The sequence below is a fragment of the Arthrobacter sp. NPDC093128 genome, assembly GCF_040683875.1.
Lineage (GTDB): Bacteria > Actinomycetota > Actinomycetes > Actinomycetales > Micrococcaceae > Arthrobacter.
Window position 1 is genome coordinate 70,851 of the sequence record NZ_JBFBEY010000010.1, and the last position, 18,131, is coordinate 88,981.

Below are 18,131 nucleotides of genomic sequence, written 5' to 3' on the forward strand. Positions count from 1 at the left end.
TCCGGAGCTGACCGGCGAATTCGCGTTTGCGCCGCGCCCGGCAAACGTGGTCGAGTAGATGCATGACTGAACAGCCTGCACCCGCGGAAATCCAGCCCCTGAACGACCTCGAGGAGAAGCTCGCCACAGGTGACCACCCGGATGCCAACCCGGTGGACGTCATCCTGTCCTTCCTCAACAACGAGGTCTACATCATCAGCTCCGATGCGCTCGAAGGCGAAGACGCGCAGGTCGAGCCACTGGTACTGTCCAACGCCGAGGGTAAGCCCGTACTGGCCGTGTTCTCGCACCCGAGCCGCGTTGACCAGCAGTTCCTCGACGCAGCCCCCAACGTCCTGGGCACCCAGGGAGCCGCCATCATCGGCAACCTTGGCGAAGAGCTCGGTATGGTCATCAACCCCGGCAGCACCTTCGGCTTTGAAATCGATCCCGAGGGCGTGGCCAACATCCGGCGCGACTTCAAGCGCGCGGACCAGCCTTCCGACGCTACCGCCGACGCAGCAGCCGAGTAATAGCCGCTGTAATCCCGACCCGGACAAGCAAGCCGCCGACGCATTTGCGCCGGCGGCTTGCTATCGGTGAATAATGGCAGAATGCGTCTAGGCGTCCTCGACATCGGTTCCAATACTGTCCACCTGCTCCTGGTTGATGCGCATCCCGGCGCGCGCCCGGTGCCCTTCGCCTCGCATAAACGTCCGCTCTCGCTGGTGCAGTTCCTCGACGCCGAAGGAAACATCAACGACGCCGGCCAGCACGAACTCATCGAATTCGTCCTCGAAGCGTGGGAGTTTGCGGCCAAACACAAAGCCCAGGACCTGCTGGCGTTCTGTACATCCGCCATCCGCGAGGCCACCAACGGGCCCGCCGTTCTGGCCAGGGTCAAGCACGAAACCACGGTGACGCTGCAGGAGCTCACCGGCAGCGAGGAAGCGTCTATGACCTTCTTTGCCGTCCGGCGCTGGTACGGCTGGGGCGCCGGACCCATCCTGAACCTTGACATCGGCGGCGGCTCCTTCGAAATGGCGTTCGGCCAGGACGAGCTGCCGGAGCTGGCGACGTCCGTACCGCTGGGAGCGAGCCGCCTGACCCGGGACTGGCTGTTCGAGGACCCGCCGTCCGCGAAGAGCGTCAAGGAACTCCGCCGCAACATCCGCGCAACCCTCAAGCCTGCAGTCCGAAGCTTCAACGAACTGGGCAGGGCGAATGTGGTGGCCGGGACATCCAAGACCTTCCGCTCGCTGGCCCGGATCGCCGGTGCAGCCCCGAGCGCCGCCGGACCGTACGTCAAGCGCGAACTGGGCGCCACGGACCTTGGCCTCTGGGCGCAGCGGATTTCGGCCATGAAGACGGAGGACAGGCTGCACCTCCCGGGTGTTTCCGAAGCCCGCGCCAACCAGCTCCTCGCCGGAGCGCTCGTCGCTGAGGCGGCCCTGGAACTCTTCGAATTCAAGAAGGTCAAGATCTGCCCGTGGGCACTGCGGGAAGGGCTGATCCTGCGCAGGCTGGACCAGCTGATTTTTGAGGGACCGCTGGAGCCGGCGGCCCTCGTCGCGCTGCCGCCGGTTGCGGCGGCCACCGCCACAGCTGGGGCCGCGACAACCACTAACGGGCCCGGCCACCGTCCCCGCCGCAGCCTCCGGCGGGAGGGCAGACTGAGATGAGCAACGGCGTCGAACATTCCGCTGAAGAAAACCGCGTGATCCCGGTGGCGCTGTCCAGCGCCTCCGTCTACCCGCTGAGCGTGCACGATGCTTTCGCCGTGGCGCAGGACCTGGGCTTTGACGGCGTGGAAGTGATGGTCACCAACAATGCCACCAGCCAGAGTCCGCACTCCCTCCTGGAGCTCAGCCACCGCTACCGGCAGCCGATCGTCTCCATCCATGCACCGACACTACTGCTGACGCAGAAGGTGTGGGGATCGGCCTGGAACAAGATCGAGATGTCCTGCCGGATGGCCCGTGAAGTGGGCTGCGGCACCGTGGTGGTGCATCCGCCGTTCCGCTGGCAGAGCAACTACGCGGAGAATTTCCCTGCCGGCATACGCCAGCTCGCCGACATGTACCAGGTGCGGATCGCCGTGGAAAACATGTACCCGTGGCGTGTGCGGGGCCGGGAGACGGTTGCCTACCTGCCGCACTGGGACCCTTTGGGCCAGGATTACGACGACGTCACGTGGGACTTTTCGCACGCCGCCACCGCGGGGGCCAACAGTGTTGAGGCGATCAAGGCCCTGGGCAGCAAGCTCCGGCACATTCACCTGACGGACGGATCCGGCTCCGGCCGGGACGAGCACCTCATTCCCGGACGCGGCAACCAGGGCTGCGCCGAGGCGCTGCAGCACCTGGCCGGCAGCGGTTTCGACGGCGTGGTGGTGGCGGAGATTTCCACCCGGCGGGCGAAGTTCGCGGGGGAGCGGGAACAGTGGCTGAACGAAACCCTGAGGTTTGCCCGGCAGCACCTGAGCCTCCCGCTGGTCGGAGCAAGGGACGCCTAGGCAGGCCTTGGCAAGAAAAAGATGCATGGGGTGCCACAGGCGGTGTCGATACGGACGGGCGCCGTTCGTATAGAAGGTGAGCGGCCGGCACCGGGCCGGCCGAATCCTCAAGGAGGAAAACCAAATGTCACAGTACCTGCTCAGCATCTACCAGCCCGACGGTCCCGTACCGGACGCGGACTTCCTGGAACCCATCATGCGCGACCTGGAAAGCCTTAATCAGGAGATGAAGGCGGCCGGCGCCTGGGTGTTCGCCGCCGGACTCCATCCCGCGGATACCGCCACCGTCCTGCGGAAACAGGGGGACGAAGTGCTCATCACGGACGGACCCTTTACGGAAGGCAAGGAACACCTCGGCGGGTTCACGATCATCGATGTCGACGACCTGGACGCAGCCCTCGACTGGGGCCGCAGGCTGGCGAAGATCGTCACCTTGCCGGTCGAAGTCCGCCCCGTCCAGCACTAGGCGTTCGGACGCATCCGGATGACCGGGCCCGGTTCCGCGTCGGACGATTCTGCTCCGGGGGATTCTACGGAGTCGATAGCCCGTATCTTCCGGAGGGAGTACGGCCGCGCCGTGGCAGTCCTGGTCCGGGTTTTCGGCAGCATCGACATCGCCGAGGATGCCGTCCAGGACGCCTTCACCGCGGCCGTGCAGCGCTGGCCGTCCGCAGGCATCCCGCCCAGCCCGGCAGGGTGGATCATCACCACTGCCAGGAACCGGGCCATCGACCGGCTGCGCAGGGACGCCGCCGGCGAGGACAAGTATGCCCAGGCCGCCCTCCTGCACTCCCGGACAGGGGAGGCCTCCGGTGTGGCGCCCGAGGACCTGCTGCTGGATGACTTGGCGGAGGAAGCTGGGATGCGCGACGACACACTGCGGCTGATCTTCACGTGCTGCCACCCGGCCCTGGGAATGCCGGCCCGCGTGGCACTGACGCTGCGGCTCCTAGGCGGACTGACCACCGCTGAGATCGCCCGGTCCTTTATGGTTCCCGAAGCAACCATGGCCCAGCGGCTGGTCAGGGCGAAGGCGAAAATCCGGGACGCCCGGATTCCGTACCGGGTGCCCCGCGGCGCGGAACTGCCGGAGCGGCTGACGGCTGTCCTCGCGGTCGTCTACCTCATCTTCAATGAGGGCTACAGCGCGAGCTCCGGCGAGGCGCTGATCCGGGACGATCTCTGCACGGAGGCTGTCCGCCTGGCCCGGCTCCTTGTTTCGCTCATGCCGGATGAACCCGAAGCCCACGGGCTTCTGGCCCTGATGCTTTTGATTGAGTCGCGGCGAGCGGCCAGGATGACGGCCGACGGCGGCCTGGTGCTGTTGCCGGACCAGGACCGGACGCTGTGGGGCAAGGAGTTCGTCACCGAGGGCCAGGCCATCGTGCGGCAGTGCCTGCGCCGGAACCGGCCGGGACCGTACCAGGTGCAGGCCGCCATCAACGCGGTCCACAGTGACTCCCCGTCGGCCGAAGCGACGGACTGGGGCCAGATCCTGGCGCTCTACGATCAGCTGCTGCAGTTGTCACCCGGTCCCGTGGTGGCCCTCAACCGGGCGGTGGCCGTTGCCGAAGTGCACGGCCCTGCGGCGGCCCTCGGGCTGGTGGACGGGCTGGACCTCGCCGGCTACGGGCTTTTCCACGCCGTGCGGGCGGACCTGCTCCGGCGCCTGGGCCGCTTCCGGGAAGCCGGTGCGGCGTACCGTGATGCACTGGCGCTGGCAGGAAATGCCGCTGAGCGGCGGTTCCTTGAGGGCCGGCTCCTTGGGCTGCCCGAAGGGGACTGAAACCTCGCCCTCAAAGCGAAACCTTGGTCAAAGGGAAACCTCGGTTAAAGCGAAAACGCCGGGCGGTTCTGCCGAAGGAATTGGGGGAACCCTTCCGCAACCGCCCGGCGCCGCGCCGGTTCCGAGGAACCGGCTGTCATCACTCGCACCTATGAGGCACTTTCCAAGTTACAGACCCAGAATGTGTGTTTCAGCAGTTTTCCCTGTGCATAGGCTGGCAATGCGCTGCTGCGGCCGGCAGCCAGGGTCGATGCCTGATGGTAGCGGGACGCCGGTTCATGGCCGGGACACCGGTCAGGCGGGTAGGCAACGGTTAAAAGAGAAAGCACCGGCGGCCCTGGCAGGAAAATGGGGGAAACCTGCTGTGGACCACCGGTGCCGGGCAAACATCCCCATGCTTGCCTCATCACTCGCACCCTCAATGAGGTAAGTACTACGTTAGGGGCCCACTTTGTGAGGAAGCTGCGGCGAGCATGTGAGCCACCTGTGAATGAGTTTCCGCGGTTCCGCCGGCTGCGGCCAAGGGTCCGGTCCATAGACTGCGGATGCGACAACCAGCAGCGAACTGCAATGATGGACCAATGAGCAACCGAATCGCATTCCTTGGCTGTGGATCCATGAACGAGGCCGTCATGAGCGGCATGCTGGAGGCCGGAACGGACCCGGCGGACATCGTGGCGACTGTCCGGCGCGCGGAGCGTGCTGCCGAACTTGCCCAGCGCCACCATGGCATTACGGCCATCGCAGGCGAAGAGGAGCCGGACAACAACAAACAGGCCGCCACGGGCTCCGCCGTCGTGATTCTTGGCGTCAAGCCCGTGGGTATCACGGACCTGGCCCGGGAGATCAGCGATTCGCTGTCCCCGAAGACCATCGTGATCAGCGTGGCCGCTGCGGTGTCCATCGCGCAGCTCGAGGCCGCGTTGCCGGCGGGCCAGCCGGTGATCCGTTCCATGCCGAACACTCCCGCCAAACTGGGGCGCGGCGTCGTGTCCGTGTCGCCGGGAACCAACTGCTCGGCCGAACAGCTGCAGCTGGCAAAGGATGTCCTCAAAGGCGCCGGGACTGTGGTGGAGGTGCCCGAGGAGCAGGTGGATGCCTTGTCTGCCATCAGCGGTTCGGGTCCGGCCTACGCGTTCTACCTGGCCGAGGCGATGGCTGCCGCCGGAGTCGAACTCGGGCTGGATCCTGAGCTGTCCCTGCTGCTGGCACGGGAAACCGTTGCGGGCGCCGGCCTGATGCTGGCGGAGCCCGGCGCGGATCCCTCCGCTCTGCGCAAGGCCGTGACCAGCCCGAACGGCACCACGGAACGCGCCATTGCCACGTTTGACGACCGCGGCATGCCGGCGATCATCGCCGACGGCGCCCGCGCCGCAGCGGCCCGCGCGGCCGAGATCACCACCCAGCTCGGGTAAGCGCGGCCGGGCTACGGCCGGGCAGCGAACCTCTCGAGCAGGTCCACGTGGCCGGACACGATCAGCATGTCCCGGGAGGACACCTTGGTTTCCGGCCGGGCGTAGGTGAAGTCCTCGCCGGGCGATTTCACGCCAACAATGGTGACGCCGTACTTGGACCGGACCTTGGACTCGTCCAGGGTAAAGCCCACGGTTTCTCGGGGCGGGTACATCTTGACGATCGCAAAGTCGTCGTCGAACTCGATGAAGTCCAGCATCCGGCCGGAGACCAGGTGCGCGGCCCGGACGCCGGCGTCGGCCTCCGGATAGATCACGTGGTTGGCGCCGATCCTGGTGAGGATCTTGCCGTGCGAGGGCGTGATCGCCTTGACCCAGAGGTGTTCGATGCCGAGATCCACCAGGTTCACGGTGATCAGCACGGAGGACTCGATCGACGTGCCCACGCCACAGACGGCGGAGCTGAACTCCTGTGCGCCGAGCTGGCGCAAGGCATCGATGTTGGTGGCATCGGCCTCGACCACGTGGGTGAGCACCGGGGCCCACTTCTGCACCAGGTTGCGGTCACGCTCGATGGCCAGCACTTCACGGCCCTGCTTGACCAGCTGTTCGGCGGTCGATGAGCCGAAACGGCCCAGCCCGATCACCAGAACGGGGGCATTGTGGGCGGGGCGATGGGTGGCGCCTGACGGATCAGCCAATGATGGGCCTCTCTTCCGGGTAGTGGTACAGCTGGCTGCGCTGGCGCAACGCCAGGGCAGCAGCAAGGGTTACGGTGCCGACGCGGCCCGCAAACATCAGCGCGGACAGGACATAAACGCCCGACGGCGGCAGTTCGGCACTGAGGTTCGTGCTGAGCCCCACCGTGGCGAAAGCTGAAATGGTCTCGAACAGCACCCGGTCCAGGGAAGCACCGCTGATGTTCAGGAGGATGAAGGCTGAAACGGAAACCAGCGTTGCGCCTGCCACGATCACCGAGATGGCCACCCGCATGGTTCCCTGCGGGATGGTGCGGCCGTAGACCTTCACGTCTGCGTCGCCGCGGGCTTCGGCCACGATGGCCAGGAACATCACGGCGATGGTGGTCACTTTGATGCCGCCGGCAGTTGACGCCGAACCGCCGCCGGCGAACATCAGCGCATCCGTGAGGAGCATGGTGGTGGATTCCATGTGGTTCTGGTCCACCAGGTTGAAGCCGCCGGACCGGGTCATGACGGAGGCGAAGAGCGAGTGCGTGATTTTGTCGCCGACGTCCATGGAACCGATGGTCCGCATGTTTTCCCACTCCATCAGCCCCCAAAGGACGGTTCCGCAAGCCAGGAGGATGAACGATACCTGGATGGTCAGCTTGGTGTGCAGGTTCCATTTCTTCCAGTTCAGCCCGTTCTGCTGCAGCACCATCACCACAGGAAAGCCCAGGCTGCCGAAAAACACGCCGAGCATCAGCGGAATGAGGATCCACAGGTCGGTTTCGTAGGGGACGATGCCGTCCGAGTGCGGCGTGAAACCGGCGTTGTTGAAGGACGAGATCGCATAAAAGACGCCGTGCCACACAGACTGGCCGAAACTTTCGCCCAGGGTCAGGAACCGGGGGATCAGAGCCAGCGCCAGGACTGCCTCAATGACCACGGACGTGGTGATAACGATCCGCAGCAGGGTACCCACCTCGCCGAGCCGGCCAGCGTTGTTCATGGCTTCCTGGGCGATCAGCTTGCCGCGCACGCCGAGCTTTTTGCTGACCATCAGCGCCAGCAGCGAGGCCAGGGTCAGGGTGCCGAGGCCGCCCACGAAAATGCCGATCAGGATGACCAGCTGGCCGAAGAAGGACCAGTGCACGGCGGTGGACACCACGGTCAGGCCGGTGACGCAGACAGCGGACACTGCGGTGAAGAGGGCCTGGTGCAGGGGAGTGAAGTCGCCCGTGGCGGACGACGCCGGCAGGGACAGGAGCCCCGTGAACACGAGGATGACAACACCGAACGCCGTCAGTGCCAGCCGCGCGGGTGAGGTGTTGGCGATGTTGTCGATGAAGTCGCGGATGCCGGTGAAGATCCACAGGCCCTCACGCTCCGGCATGCCGGGATGCCAGTTAGCCGGGCTCTTGGACCTCGGCTGGCTTTGCGTCATGTGCGGCTTTTCCTCGGTTGAAACTGCTTCCTTCAGTAGTAAACCACTATATTCCGCGCGATGACCGCGAAATTCTGTCACCAGGCTCGGGTAGCCTGTCCTTGATGACATTCCTGCCCGGACTCGCTCAGCCCGCACTGCCAACGACGGTGGTGTGGGACATGGCCATGACTGCCTACAACTTCGGCCACGGGCACCCGATGGCCCCCGAACGCATGGAGCTTACCGCCCGTCTGGCCCAAAGCCTGGGCCTGCTGGACCTGGCGCACGTCACCGTGGCTGCCCCGGACGTGGCTGGCGACGACGAACTGTGCACCGTTCACAGCCCCGAGTTCGTGGCGGCGGTCCGGCGCGTCAGCCTGAACCCGGACGTCCCCGACCTGGAGCGCGGCCTCGGCACGGAGGACGACCCCGCCTTCGCCGGGATGCACGAGGCCAGTGCCCGGCTTGCCGGCGGGTCGCTGCTGGCGGCCGGTGCCATCCTGGACGGCAGTGCCGTGCGGGCAGTCAATTTCGGTGGCGGCATGCATCACGCGGCCCGCAACCGCGCCAGCGGCTTTTGCATCTACAACGACGCCGCCCTGGCGATCCAGAAGCTTCTCGACGGCGGTGTGCAGCGTGTGGCATATATCGACGTCGACGCCCACCACGGCGACGGGACGCAGAGCATCTTCTGGGATGATCCCCGGGTCCTCACCATCTCCCTGCACGAGACCGGGCTGACGCTGTTTCCCGGCACGGGCTTCGCCAACGAGATCGGCGGCCCCAACGCCCAGGGCAGTGCGGTTAACGTGGCGCTTCCGTCAGGGACGGGCGACGCCGGCTGGCTGCGGGCCTTCCATGCCGTGGTCCCGCAGCTGATCGGTGCCTTTGAACCCGAGGTTATCGTGAGCCAGCACGGCTGCGACTCGCACCGGCTGGATCCCCTCACGCACCTCAACATCAGCGTGGACGGCCAGCGCGAAGCCGCCACCGCCGTCGGGAACCTTGCCGCCCGTTACTGCGGCAACCGGTGGATTGCCACGGGCGGAGGCGGCTACAACGTGATCAGCGTGGTGCCGCGCTCCTGGAGCCACCTCATTGCGGTCGCCGCCGGCCGGCCGGTCCCGCTCAGCACTCGGGTTCCCGAGGATTGGCGGCAGTACGTCCAGGATAAATACGGGGCCAAATACGGTGTGTCCGCGCCCGAGCTCATGGGTGACGACGTGGATCTGTGGTGGCGTTCGTGGGAGGTCGGCTTCGATCCCAATGACGAGGTGGACCGGACGGTGATGGCCACGCGCAAGGAACTGTTCCCGCTCTACGGACTGGACCCCTGGTTCGACTAGCGTGTGCTCCGGCCGGGCCTGCGCCGGCTAGGAGACCGGCTTTTCCGTCTGGAACACCACTCCGGCGGCGCCGAGGAGCCAGCCCAGCAGGGACAGCGCGAAGGCGCCGATCAGGTCCGTGGACGCGGTTCCCTTGACCAGCCACAGCAGCAGGACAAGCAGCCCCACCGCCAGGTAAACCACTACCGCCGCCACGATCCGCGGGGACAGCCGGGCCGTGACTTCGGCCGGGTTGAAGGCAACGCCGGCGTCGGCGCCGGGTTGGAGATCACGGCGGACTTCTTCGTCGCGGCGGACCTCGGCGATGGTGAACCCCAGGGCCGACGCCGTCAGTGAGCTCAGTGATGTGGCCAGCACACCTGCTGCCGTGACCAGGGCGCCGTTCAGCGGCGGCGCCACAGTCCTGCCGTCCGGAACCCAGAACCCGACGCGCAGCAGCACTGAGCTCCAGACCGCCACGAACAGGCCCAAAAACACAAAAGCGATGATGTTGAACAGCTGCTGGCGCAGGAAATCCATGGCCACCCACCCCTCACGTTTGTGCGGCCGCAGCCGGACAGCCCGGGGCAACCGTGAGTCCGTTCTAGCACCGTGGCCGGTACGGGGCAATGGCCCGTGCGCGGGGCGAAATAGTGGATGCCATCCGGCGTATATGTCGCTAGGGTGGATCACATGGTGACAGACGACGTATTTGCCGTCATTGCTGAGGCAACCCGGCGTGACATTCTGGTATCCCTCCGCTCGGGGGACAAAGCAGTGGGGGAGCTGGTTGAGGAACTGGACGCCAGCCAGCCCACCATTTCCAAACATTTGAAAGTACTCCGCGAGGCGGACCTCGTCAGCATGCGTGCCCAGGGCCAGAAGCGCTACTACGCGCTGAATCCCAAACCGCTTGCCGGTGTGGCCAGCTGGCTGGAGACGTTCGACGTCGGGCCGCGGGCCGCCGTCGCCAGCGCACCGGCCGCAAGCTCACCGTCCGCGCGGATCCTGGAGGAAAAAACGGAGCAGGCCGCCGAACTCGTGGCCGCGGCGCCGTCGCCGGCCAGTGCGGGGACGGCCCGCCCCGCCGCCGCGGAAGTGTCCGGCGTCTCCGCGGGCGGGCAGCTGAGCCCGGCCGTTGCAATTCCGGTGGCCACGGCCGGGGATGACTCGGTGCCGCAGCAGATTGGCCGTACCGTGGGCCGCGCCGCCACGAAGGCCGCCGACCTCATTGCGAACCTGCCAAAGTTCGGACGCAAGAAGTAGCCACTTGACCCCAGCGGGCGTCGAGTCTCCGATGACTGCCGGTCCCCCCAATGGTGATCGGCAGCCACCGGACACGGGATCCCGTGTCGGCGGCTATGTCAGCTAGCCCTGCGCAAGGCGTCGGGGGATTGGTGTCTTAGGAAGGCTCGGCACCGGAGGCCGGGCTGTCTGGTCCGAAATGTAGGACGTGGCAGCGCCTTCCCTCAGCGCCTCGACGCCTTCCACCGCGGCGGAAATGTCGGGATATGTTCGGGAGAAGGCAAGCACGGTCCCGTTCCCGTCAACGAGCCGTAGGAGGAACCCTCCTCCGTCGGCGCGGACAATCTCAAACGTACCGGGCGTTGAGCGGCAGGGAAGTTTATCGACGGGGACAGCGTCGGACCCTGCTGGCGCCGGGACAATTGGCCGGCCCCGAGACACGTGAGCGCCTTTGGCGGCGACAGGCAGGCCCTGGGAAAACTTCGGCATGGTAGCTCCACAATGAGGTTCCAACGGCCGAGTCTTGACCTTGTCCGACTATACGCCCCCAAGACAGCGCCTGGATTTGCCACGCGATAGAAAATGGCTGCGCGTCGCGGCCGCTCAGCTGTCGGCAGCAGAGAACCTCGGCGCGATAAGTTCCCCGCTGCTGGCAAGGTGTCCGGCAATATCCCGGAGTTTGATGTTGGATCTGGAGCTGGCCCGGGTGAGGAGGAGGAAGGCCTGCTCCGCTGTGAGCTTGTATCGCTCCATCAGGATGCCTTCTGCCTGGCCGATCAGCTGCCGGGAAAGCAGCGCTTCGCCGAGCTGATTGATTTTCTGGGAGACCGCGAAAGCAACGGCGGCGTGCGCGGCAACAAGGAGGCCGACGTGCTCGGATTCGTCGTCGAAGGCATTCGGGGCGGCGCCATAGAGGTTCAGCGCGCCGAGCCGATCACCTTCAACGAACAACTGGAACGAAAGCATGCTCCGTGCCCCGAGTTTGACGGCGCCCTGAGAGAATTCGGGCCAGCGGTCCTCCCGGCTGAGGTCTGGAACACGAACCACGCGGTCCCGGTAAGCCGCGTCCAGGCAGGGCCCTTGCCCGGTGGAGCTCTGCAGGGCGTCGACTTGGCGGGCCAGGTCTCCCGAAGCGACTTCGGAATCAACTTTTTTCCGGCCGGTCACGAGGCTGATTGAGGCGTGCGCGGTACCCGGGATCAGGTCCAGGGCAGCCTGGACGATGCCGGACAGGACGGCGTGGACATCATCGTCCTGCTGCAGCTCCCGTGCGAGGTCACTGAGCTGCTCAGCCAGCTCGGAGCTGACGCGGCCGTTTCCCTGCCCAGTATTGCTTACCTCTGGTCGGTTCACGCCCATCCCTGGCCTTCGCTGCTCCGTGTGATTCGACAGCGCCCCGTTTTCAGGCACGACATCCGTCGTTGCACCTGTACACGATGCACCAGTACAGATAGTGCTGTAAAAATCCAGACATTCATAGCGTAGGCCACATCCTTCGAACGAGCCCGGCTGGTTCCCGCCAACAGTCACAGCCCCGATCCCCAACTGACTCGCAGATAACGCTGTCAAAACCCGTTTTGGGTGCGTTGTCTGCGAGTCAGTTGGGCGGGGATTTCGAGACGGGACCCGGGCTACTTGCGGAGGATCCGCACGTGGTCCGGGGTGAGCTCGGAGAGCTTGCTGACGCCCAGCAGGGCCATGGTGCGGGTCATGTCCTTCTCCAGGATCTGGAGGGCTCGGTCCACGCCGGCGCGGCCGCCGGCCATGAGTCCGTACAGGTAGGCGCGGCCGATCAGTGTGAAGTCGGCGCCCAGGGCCAGCGCGGCGATGATGTCAGCACCGCTCATGATGCCGGTGTCCAGCATGATCGCGGCGTCGGAGTTGTCCTTGGTGAAGGCTTCCTTGACCTCGGGCAGCAGGTGGAACGGGATGGGGGCGCGGTCCAGCTGGCGTCCGCCGTGGTTGGAGAGCACCACGCCGTCGGCGCCGTGGTCCACCACCTTGCGGGCGTCGTCGACGGTCTGGATGCCCTTGACCACCAGCTTGCCCTTCCACGTTTCACGCAGCCAGTCCAGGTCCTCGAATGTGAGCGTGGGATCGAACATGGAGTTGATCAGGTCCGCCACCGTGCCGGTGTAGCGCGAGAGCGAGGCGAACGTCAGCGGCTCGTGGGTGAGGAAGTTGAACCACCAGGCCGGGCGGTAGGACGCGTCTAGGACGGTCTTCAGCGTGAGTGCCGGCGGGATGGTCATGCCGTTGCGGACGTCCCGGAGGCGGGCACCGGCGACGGCGGTGTCCACCGTGACCATCAGGGTGTCGTTGCCTGCCTTGGCGGCGCGCTCGATCAGTTCGAGGGAGCGGTCACGGTCCGTCCACAGGTACAGCTGGAACCAGTTGCGTCCGTTGGGCGCGGCCTCGGCGACGTCCTCGATGGACGCCGTGCCCATGGTGGAGAGCGTGTACGGAATTCCGGCGGTCTCGGCGGCCTGGGATCCGGCGTACTCGCCCTCGGACTGCATCATCCGGGTGAAGCCGGTGGGTGCGATGCCGACGGGCAGCCGCGACGGCTTGCCCAGGATGTCGGTGCTCAGGTCGATACTGGAGACGTTCCGGAGGATGCCCGGCCGGAACTCGATGTCCAGGAACGCCTGGCGTGCACGGCGAAGGGTGATTTCGGCTTCCGCGGCGCCGTCGGTGTAGTCGAAGGGCGCCTGCGGGGTGCGGCGCTTGGCCATGTCTCGCAGCTCCCAGACGGTGCTGGCGCGCTGGAGCTTTGCGGCGCGGCTGAACTCCGGCTTCTTGAACTGCATCAGCGGGGCGAGGTCCGAGTACTTCGGCACGCGGCGCTTGAGCGCGGCGGGGACCGCCGCTGCCGCCCGGTTCCCTGCGCCCGTTACGGAGGCGCCGGGGCCAGCGGGAGCCGTGCCGGTCGCGGTGCCGGGTACGCCGGTTGCGTCGGGGGCCGGAGTGGTCTCCGGGTTGTTGGGCTGGATGGTGTGCGTCATTGCTGCCTCCGGGGCGTAGGGCTTGGTGGCTCTGGACAGGATGGTGCTGGACAGGATGCCGCTGTGGTCTAACCACACTCTAAGGGGTGTGGTCCAACCACATCAAGTACCATTGGCCCATGCGTACCCATCAATTGGTCCTGCGATGGATCGAGAACCAGCTGTCGAGCGGCGAGTTGGCCCTGGGCGGACGGCTGCCGGCGGAGCGGACGCTCGCCGAACAACTGCAGGTCTCGCGCACCTCCGTTCGCGAAGCGATCCGGATCCTGGAGGCCATGGGGGTCGTGCGCGCAGGAGTGGGGTCCGGTCCCGAAGCCGGCACCGTGGTCATCGCGGACCCGACGGCGGCGCTCGGCTCGGCGCTCCGCCTGCATGTGGCCACTTCGCACCTCCCCGTGGCAGACATCGTCCAGACGCGCGTACTGCTGGAATCCTGGGCAGTGGCCCGGGCCCGCACGGACTCCCCGGCGCTGGCCGAGGCCGCCGCGCTGCTGGAAAAAATGGAGGCGTGCCCGGATACGGACGAATTCCTGGCGCTCGACGTCCGATTCCACCTGGCCCTCGCCGAAGCCGCCGGGAACGCCGTGGTCAGTGCCATGATGGGCTCGCTGCGGGAGGCCATCCAAAGCTATGCCGGCAAGCTCACGGCCAATCTTCCCGACTGGGAGGCCACCGCCGCCCGCCTCCGCTTGGAGCACCGCGAAATCCTGGCAGCCATCCACAGGCACGACGGCGGCATGGCCGCCGGGCTTGTGGCAGCCCACATCGAGGGGTACTACAAAGAAGCCGGGTTGGGTCCGAAGGAATCGGACCCAACCCGGCCTTAGCCCGGTAGTTTTTGTCCAGATAACGCCCCGAAAGAGGCGCTTATCTCGCGTTATCCGGACAATAACTCCACGACACAGAGCTAGCGCAGTTCGATCTCCAGCACCTGGAAATCGTCAGCCGCGTGCCGGCCCACCAGCAGGCGGAACGTGCCCTGCTCGAACTGCCACCCGCCGTCATAATGCCCGAAGGCCTTCGCCGGTATGCGCACCTCAACGCTGTCCGTTCCGGCCGGTGCAAGGTGCGTTCCGGCATAGCCGGCGAGCCAGCGGACCGGGCGCTCCACAGCCGACTCCGGGCGGTCAAGGTACACCTGGACCACTTCGCGTCCCGTGCGGGTGCCGGTGTTCCGGACCGGAACATGCACCACAACGTCCTGCCCGGCGGGAACCGACTGGGGCGCGTGGGCGGTACCAAGCTCGAAGGTGGTGTAGCCCAGTCCGAAACCGAACGGCAGGGCCGGGGCGGCTCCGCCGGCAGCTTCCTGCTTAAGCCAGGCCCGGTAGCCGACGTGGATGCCCTCGGAGTAGTCCACCTTGCCGTCAACGGGCATGGTGTTGAGGACGGGTACATCCGCCAGGGCTGCGGGCCAGGTGGTGGGAAGGCGTCCGCCCGGCTCCTCGTCGCCCAGCAGGATGCCGGCGATGGCAGTGCCGAATTCCTGGCCGCCAAACCAGCCCAGCAGCACGGCGTCCACCTTGTCCAGCCATGGCATGAGCACCGGCGAACCGGAATTCACCACCACCACCGTGCGCGGGTTCACGGCGGCGACGGCCTCCACCAGCTGGTTCTGCCGGCCGGGGAGGTCCAGGTCCTTGCGGTCGAAGCCCTCGGACTCGATGGCCGCGTTGGTGCCCACCACCACAACGGCCACATCGGCTGTGCGTGCGGCCGCCACTGCCGCATCAATTTCCGCCTGCGGATCGGCCACCACCGTTTCCTCACCCAGGAGGATGGCGGTGAAGGGGATGATCTGTTGCTTCGGCAGCTGGTACTCGGCCTCGATGCGCACGCGCTGGCCGGCCGCGGTTTCAATCGCGTGGACGGTCTTGGGCGGATCGAACAGGGCGGCGCCGAGGACGTCTGTGTCGTCCTCGAGCTCGCTGTTGAACACCTCGTCGCCGTCGAGCGCGAGCCGGATCTGTCCTACCGTCCCGACGCCCAGGTGGTGGACGCCCGCCGTCTCGGCCGTCCAGTCGGCCTGCATCCGGATGGCTGCGGCCCCGTCGGGGATGCCCACGCCGAACCAGATCAGGTGCGAGGCGAGGCGGTCCTCGCCGGAAATTTCCGAGCCGTCCCCGGCGAGGAACGTGACCCGGATGCCGGGGCCGCCGGACACCGGGTTGCGGAGCGAGGTGCGGGGGAACGCCTGCAGCCCCTCGGCCACCTTGGCGCCACGGACATAGGCGACGTCGACGTCGTCGGGCAGTGCCTTCCGCAGCCCTTCGAGCGGCGAGACGGTGTATTTGGGCATCACGGTGGCGCTGCCGCCGCCCTGGGTGCGCGCTTCCTCGGCGTTGTGGCCGATCACCGCTACGCTGCTGAGCCTGGTGGCGTCCAGCGGCAGGAGGCCGCCTTCGTTGCGGACCAGGACTGCGCCGCGGACTGCCACTTCACGGGCGACGGCGGCACCGTTCAGCTGGGCGGGAAGTTCTGTCACGGCGGGCGTGAATCCCTCGAGGGAGCCTACACGGGCTGCCAGCCGCAGGATGCGCGTGACCTTCTCGAGGATGGCGTCCCGGCTGACCCGGCCGTCGTTCACGGCGGCCAGCAGCTTGGGGCCCCAGTGGCCCACCGGGCCGGGCATTTCGAGGTCCTGGTGTGCGTTGGCCGCGTCCACGGACCGGACACCGGTCCAGTCCGAAACCACCACGCCGTCAAAGCCCCATTCGGTGGACAGCGGGGTTTCGAGCAGCTTGTTCTCACTGGCCGTGGTGCCGTTGATGGAGTTATAGGAGCTCATCACCAGCCACGCGCGGGCCTCCGTGATGGCATCCTCGAAGGCCGCCAGGTAGAGCTCGCGCAGGGGACGCTCGGCCACCACGGAGTCCGCGGTGAACCGGTCCGTTTCGGCCTCGTTGGCCAGGTAGTGCTTGGGCGTGGCGCCGACGCCCATGGACTGCACGCCGGCGATGTACCCGGCGGCCATGGTTGCCGTGAGCCGCGGGTCCTCGCTCATGCATTCGAAATGGCGGCCGCCCAGCGGGGAGCGGTGCAGGTTGATGGTGGGGCCCAGGATGGCGTGCACGCCCTTGCGGCGCGCTTCCTGTCCCAGGACCTGGCCGTAGCGGCGCGCCGTTTCGACGCTCCAGGTGGCGGACAGGGCGGACGACGACGGCAGGGAGAGGGAGTCGTGGCGCTCGTCGAAGTCTTCGCCGCGGACGCCGGACGGCCCGTCCGACATCACCACGCGGCTCAGCCCGATTTCAGGAATGGAGTGCGTGGCCCAGACGTCCGCTCCGGTCAGCAGCTGGACCTGCTGCTCGAGGGTAAGGCTTCGGGCGAGTTCGCGGATCCGTGCCTCGGCGTCCGGGGAATCCGGGGCCGGGACCGATACAGCCGGTGACAGTGCGGGGTTCATTTACTTGACTCCTTTGATGCGGATGACGAGGACAGCGCCGATGATGCCGACGGCTGCGCCGCCGAGGAACAGTGCGGGGTAACCGCCGAAGGCGATGACCGGGAAGGCAACGGCGGGCACCAGGGACTGCGGCAGCGCCTGGGCGATGTTGAAGACGCCGAAGGTCTTGGCATTCTCTGACTGGCTGCCGGGCAGGAGGTCTGCGATGAGGGCGACGTCCACCGCACCGAAGCAGCCGAGGCCGAGCCCGGCGATCGCCTGGCCCACGAGGACCTGGTCGGTGGTGCTGCTGGTGGCAATCACGATGAGGCCCACCATCATGATCAGCGCCGAGGCGATGACCATGCCTTTGCGCTTGCCGATGCGGTCGCTGATCCAGCCTCCGGCAAGGCTGGTGGCGACCGTGCCCGCGGAGCTGACAAGGGTGGCCTGGAACACCAGGCTGGTGACGTCAGCTTCAGCAACGTGAAGGTGGTCCGTGAAAAAGTACGGCAGGTAGAGCAGGCCCGCGCAGTAGCCGATGTAGACCATGAATTTGGTGAGCCAGGCCCAGCCCAGTCCGGGATAGGTGCGGGGGTTGAAGTAGAACGACCCCAGGATCTCCTTGAGGTTCAGCGGTGCAGGCTTTTCCGTCAGGACCCGGTCCTTGAAGGTGAAGGCAAAGGCAATCGCCACTGCGGTTCCCACAACACCGGGGACCACGGCCATCTGCAGCGCGTTGTCGAACAGCTGCGCGAAGAAGGCCGCTGCAACCAGGCCTACGGGCAGGGTCATACCGATCAGCCCGGACAGGCGCCCGCGCTCGGCCGGAGCGGCTTGGTCGGGGAGCGTTGCTACGAGTGCCGCGAGGGCGGCATTGAAGCCGAGCTGGGCGATCACCCACGCAATGAGCACGGTGGCGACGTCGGCGGCGGAGCCGAGCAGGAAGAGCGATGCCAGCCCCAGGAGGGAGCCGCCGACGATCCAGGGCTTGCGCATGCCGAACCGCGAGGTGGTGCGGTCGCTGAGCCTGCCGAAGAACGGGTTGGCAAGCAGGGCCACCATGGCGCCCACGCCGGCCACGAGGCTCAGCGCCCCTGCCCGGGTGTCCGGTGTGGTGATCTCGGAGACCTTGATGGCCAGCACCACGAGGGCCGGTGCCAGCACGGCCATCCACAGGCCTGCGCTCGCGATGGGCATGCCGATGACATAGGCGCGGGGAGCCTTGCTCGTTGAAGTGCTGCTCTGTGAGGTACTGCTGTGTGGAGTTCCGCTGGCCGGAGAAGCAGCGGAATCCTGGGTAATGGTCTTGACGGCCACATTGCCTCCTGACGAAAAGTGACCCTCCGTTGGGTCCTGACAATGATGGT

The 18,131-nt window shown here is 66.6% G+C and carries 16 protein-coding genes; 9 read left to right on the forward strand and 7 right to left on the reverse strand.

Annotated elements, in window-relative coordinates; genetic code table 11:
* The first annotated feature begins 62 nt into the window (after positions 1-62).
* From AB0N24_RS13375 to proC, 6 genes are all read left to right on the forward strand, one after another.
* Entirely contained in the window at positions 63-512 is a 450-nt protein-coding gene (locus tag AB0N24_RS13375) for an SseB family protein (protein ID WP_364124835.1), read from the forward strand.
* 81 nt (positions 513-593) lie between these two features.
* The gene (locus tag AB0N24_RS13380) at positions 594-1,661 is read left to right on the forward strand and encodes a Ppx/GppA family phosphatase (protein ID WP_364124838.1); all 1,068 of its coding nucleotides are present in this window, start codon (positions 594-596) and stop codon (positions 1,659-1,661) included.
* Positions 1,658-2,494: a sugar phosphate isomerase/epimerase gene (locus tag AB0N24_RS13385; protein ID WP_364124841.1), complete on the forward strand. Its 837-nt coding sequence runs from the start codon at positions 1,658-1,660 to the stop codon at positions 2,492-2,494. The genes AB0N24_RS13380 and AB0N24_RS13385 overlap by 4 nt, the downstream gene beginning before the upstream one ends.
* Positions 2,495-2,618: 124 nt before the next feature.
* On the forward strand, positions 2,619-2,960 hold the full coding sequence (locus tag AB0N24_RS13390) for a YciI family protein (RefSeq protein WP_364124844.1): 342 nt from the start codon (positions 2,619-2,621) through the stop codon (positions 2,958-2,960).
* 18 nt (positions 2,961-2,978) lie between these two features.
* Complete coding sequence (locus tag AB0N24_RS13395) at positions 2,979-4,280, forward strand: RNA polymerase sigma factor (protein ID WP_364124847.1); 1,302 nt, start codon at positions 2,979-2,981, stop codon at positions 4,278-4,280.
* A gap of 581 nt (positions 4,281-4,861) precedes the next feature.
* On the forward strand, positions 4,862-5,695 hold the full coding sequence (gene proC, locus AB0N24_RS13400) for a pyrroline-5-carboxylate reductase (RefSeq protein WP_364124850.1): 834 nt from the start codon (positions 4,862-4,864) through the stop codon (positions 5,693-5,695).
* An 11-nt stretch (positions 5,696-5,706) separates the two neighbouring features.
* Here proC and AB0N24_RS13405 read toward each other — a convergent pair whose 3' ends face one another.
* Both AB0N24_RS13405 and AB0N24_RS13410 read right to left on the reverse strand, forming a co-directional pair.
* Positions 5,707-6,393 (reverse strand): TrkA family potassium uptake protein, encoded by a 687-nt coding sequence (locus tag AB0N24_RS13405; protein ID WP_104173368.1) that lies wholly within the window; start codon positions 6,391-6,393, stop codon positions 5,707-5,709.
* A complete protein-coding gene (locus tag AB0N24_RS13410) occupies positions 6,386-7,819 on the reverse strand; it encodes a potassium transporter TrkG (RefSeq protein WP_364124853.1) in 1,434 nt (477 codons plus the stop codon). Before AB0N24_RS13410 ends, AB0N24_RS13405 begins: the two co-directional genes overlap by 8 nt.
* Positions 7,820-7,923: 104 nt before the next feature.
* Here AB0N24_RS13410 and AB0N24_RS13415 point away from each other — a divergent pair, with 104 nt between their 5' ends.
* Entirely contained in the window at positions 7,924-9,147 is a 1,224-nt protein-coding gene (locus tag AB0N24_RS13415; protein ID WP_364124856.1) for an acetoin utilization protein AcuC, read from the forward strand.
* A 27-nt stretch (positions 9,148-9,174) separates the two neighbouring features.
* On the opposite strand, the gene AB0N24_RS13420 is transcribed toward AB0N24_RS13415, so the two are convergent.
* On the reverse strand, positions 9,175-9,666 hold the full coding sequence (locus AB0N24_RS13420; RefSeq protein WP_364124859.1) for a hypothetical protein: 492 nt from the start codon (positions 9,664-9,666) through the stop codon (positions 9,175-9,177).
* A gap of 153 nt (positions 9,667-9,819) precedes the next feature.
* On the opposite strand from AB0N24_RS13420, the gene AB0N24_RS13425 reads away from it, so the two are divergent.
* Positions 9,820-10,392: a metalloregulator ArsR/SmtB family transcription factor gene (locus tag AB0N24_RS13425; protein WP_364124862.1), complete on the forward strand. Its 573-nt coding sequence runs from the start codon at positions 9,820-9,822 to the stop codon at positions 10,390-10,392.
* 582 nt (positions 10,393-10,974) lie between these two features.
* Here the strand turns inward: AB0N24_RS13425 and AB0N24_RS13430 are convergent.
* Complete coding sequence (locus AB0N24_RS13430; RefSeq protein ID WP_364124864.1) at positions 10,975-11,724, reverse strand: GAF and ANTAR domain-containing protein; 750 nt, start codon at positions 11,722-11,724, stop codon at positions 10,975-10,977.
* Positions 11,725-12,002: 278 nt separating this feature from the next.
* Positions 12,003-13,376, reverse strand: a complete 1,374-nt coding sequence (locus AB0N24_RS13435; RefSeq protein WP_364125184.1) for an alpha-hydroxy acid oxidase — start codon at positions 13,374-13,376, stop codon at positions 12,003-12,005.
* Between the two features lie 119 nt (positions 13,377-13,495).
* On the opposite strand from AB0N24_RS13435, the gene AB0N24_RS13440 reads away from it, so the two are divergent.
* Positions 13,496-14,203 (forward strand): FCD domain-containing protein, encoded by a 708-nt coding sequence (locus tag AB0N24_RS13440; protein WP_364124866.1) that lies wholly within the window; start codon positions 13,496-13,498, stop codon positions 14,201-14,203.
* Between the two features lie 80 nt (positions 14,204-14,283).
* Here the strand turns inward: AB0N24_RS13440 and AB0N24_RS13445 are convergent, their stop codons facing one another.
* Together AB0N24_RS13445 and AB0N24_RS13450 are read right to left on the reverse strand one after the other, a co-directional pair.
* Entirely contained in the window at positions 14,284-16,782 is a 2,499-nt protein-coding gene (locus AB0N24_RS13445; RefSeq protein ID WP_364124870.1) for a glycoside hydrolase family 3 C-terminal domain-containing protein, read from the reverse strand.
* Positions 16,783-18,081 (reverse strand): MFS transporter, encoded by a 1,299-nt coding sequence (locus AB0N24_RS13450; RefSeq protein WP_364124873.1) that lies wholly within the window; start codon positions 18,079-18,081, stop codon positions 16,783-16,785. It lies immediately after the preceding gene.
* Positions 18,082-18,131 lie beyond the last annotated feature (50 nt).

What these genes read in the sequence shown, in the direction of transcription:
- AB0N24_RS13415 (WP_364124856.1), top strand. Translation starts at nt 7,924, where the DNA reads ATGACATTCCTGCCCGGACTCGCTCAGCCCGCACTGCCAACGACGGTG.
- AB0N24_RS13395 (WP_364124847.1), top strand. Translation starts at nt 2,979, where the DNA reads ATGACCGGGCCCGGTTCCGCGTCGGACGATTCTGCTCCGGGGGATTCT.
- proC (WP_364124850.1), top strand. Translation starts at nt 4,862, where the DNA reads ATGAGCAACCGAATCGCATTCCTTGGCTGTGGATCCATGAACGAGGCC.
- AB0N24_RS13425 (WP_364124862.1), top strand. Translation starts at nt 9,820, where the DNA reads ATGGTGACAGACGACGTATTTGCCGTCATTGCTGAGGCAACCCGGCGT.
- AB0N24_RS13435 (WP_364125184.1), bottom strand. Translation starts at nt 13,376, where the DNA reads ATGACGCACACCATCCAGCCCAACAACCCGGAGACCACTCCGGCCCCC.
- AB0N24_RS13385 (WP_364124841.1), top strand. Translation starts at nt 1,658, where the DNA reads ATGAGCAACGGCGTCGAACATTCCGCTGAAGAAAACCGCGTGATCCCG.
- AB0N24_RS13420 (WP_364124859.1), bottom strand. Translation starts at nt 9,666, where the DNA reads ATGGATTTCCTGCGCCAGCAGCTGTTCAACATCATCGCTTTTGTGTTT.
- AB0N24_RS13440 (WP_364124866.1), top strand. Translation starts at nt 13,496, where the DNA reads ATGCGTACCCATCAATTGGTCCTGCGATGGATCGAGAACCAGCTGTCG.
- AB0N24_RS13375 (WP_364124835.1), top strand. Translation starts at nt 63, where the DNA reads ATGACTGAACAGCCTGCACCCGCGGAAATCCAGCCCCTGAACGACCTC.
- AB0N24_RS13410 (WP_364124853.1), bottom strand. Translation starts at nt 7,819, where the DNA reads ATGACGCAAAGCCAGCCGAGGTCCAAGAGCCCGGCTAACTGGCATCCC.
- AB0N24_RS13445 (WP_364124870.1), bottom strand. Translation starts at nt 16,782, where the DNA reads ATGAACCCCGCACTGTCACCGGCTGTATCGGTCCCGGCCCCGGATTCC.
- AB0N24_RS13380 (WP_364124838.1), top strand. Translation starts at nt 594, where the DNA reads ATGCGTCTAGGCGTCCTCGACATCGGTTCCAATACTGTCCACCTGCTC.
- AB0N24_RS13390 (WP_364124844.1), top strand. Translation starts at nt 2,619, where the DNA reads ATGTCACAGTACCTGCTCAGCATCTACCAGCCCGACGGTCCCGTACCG.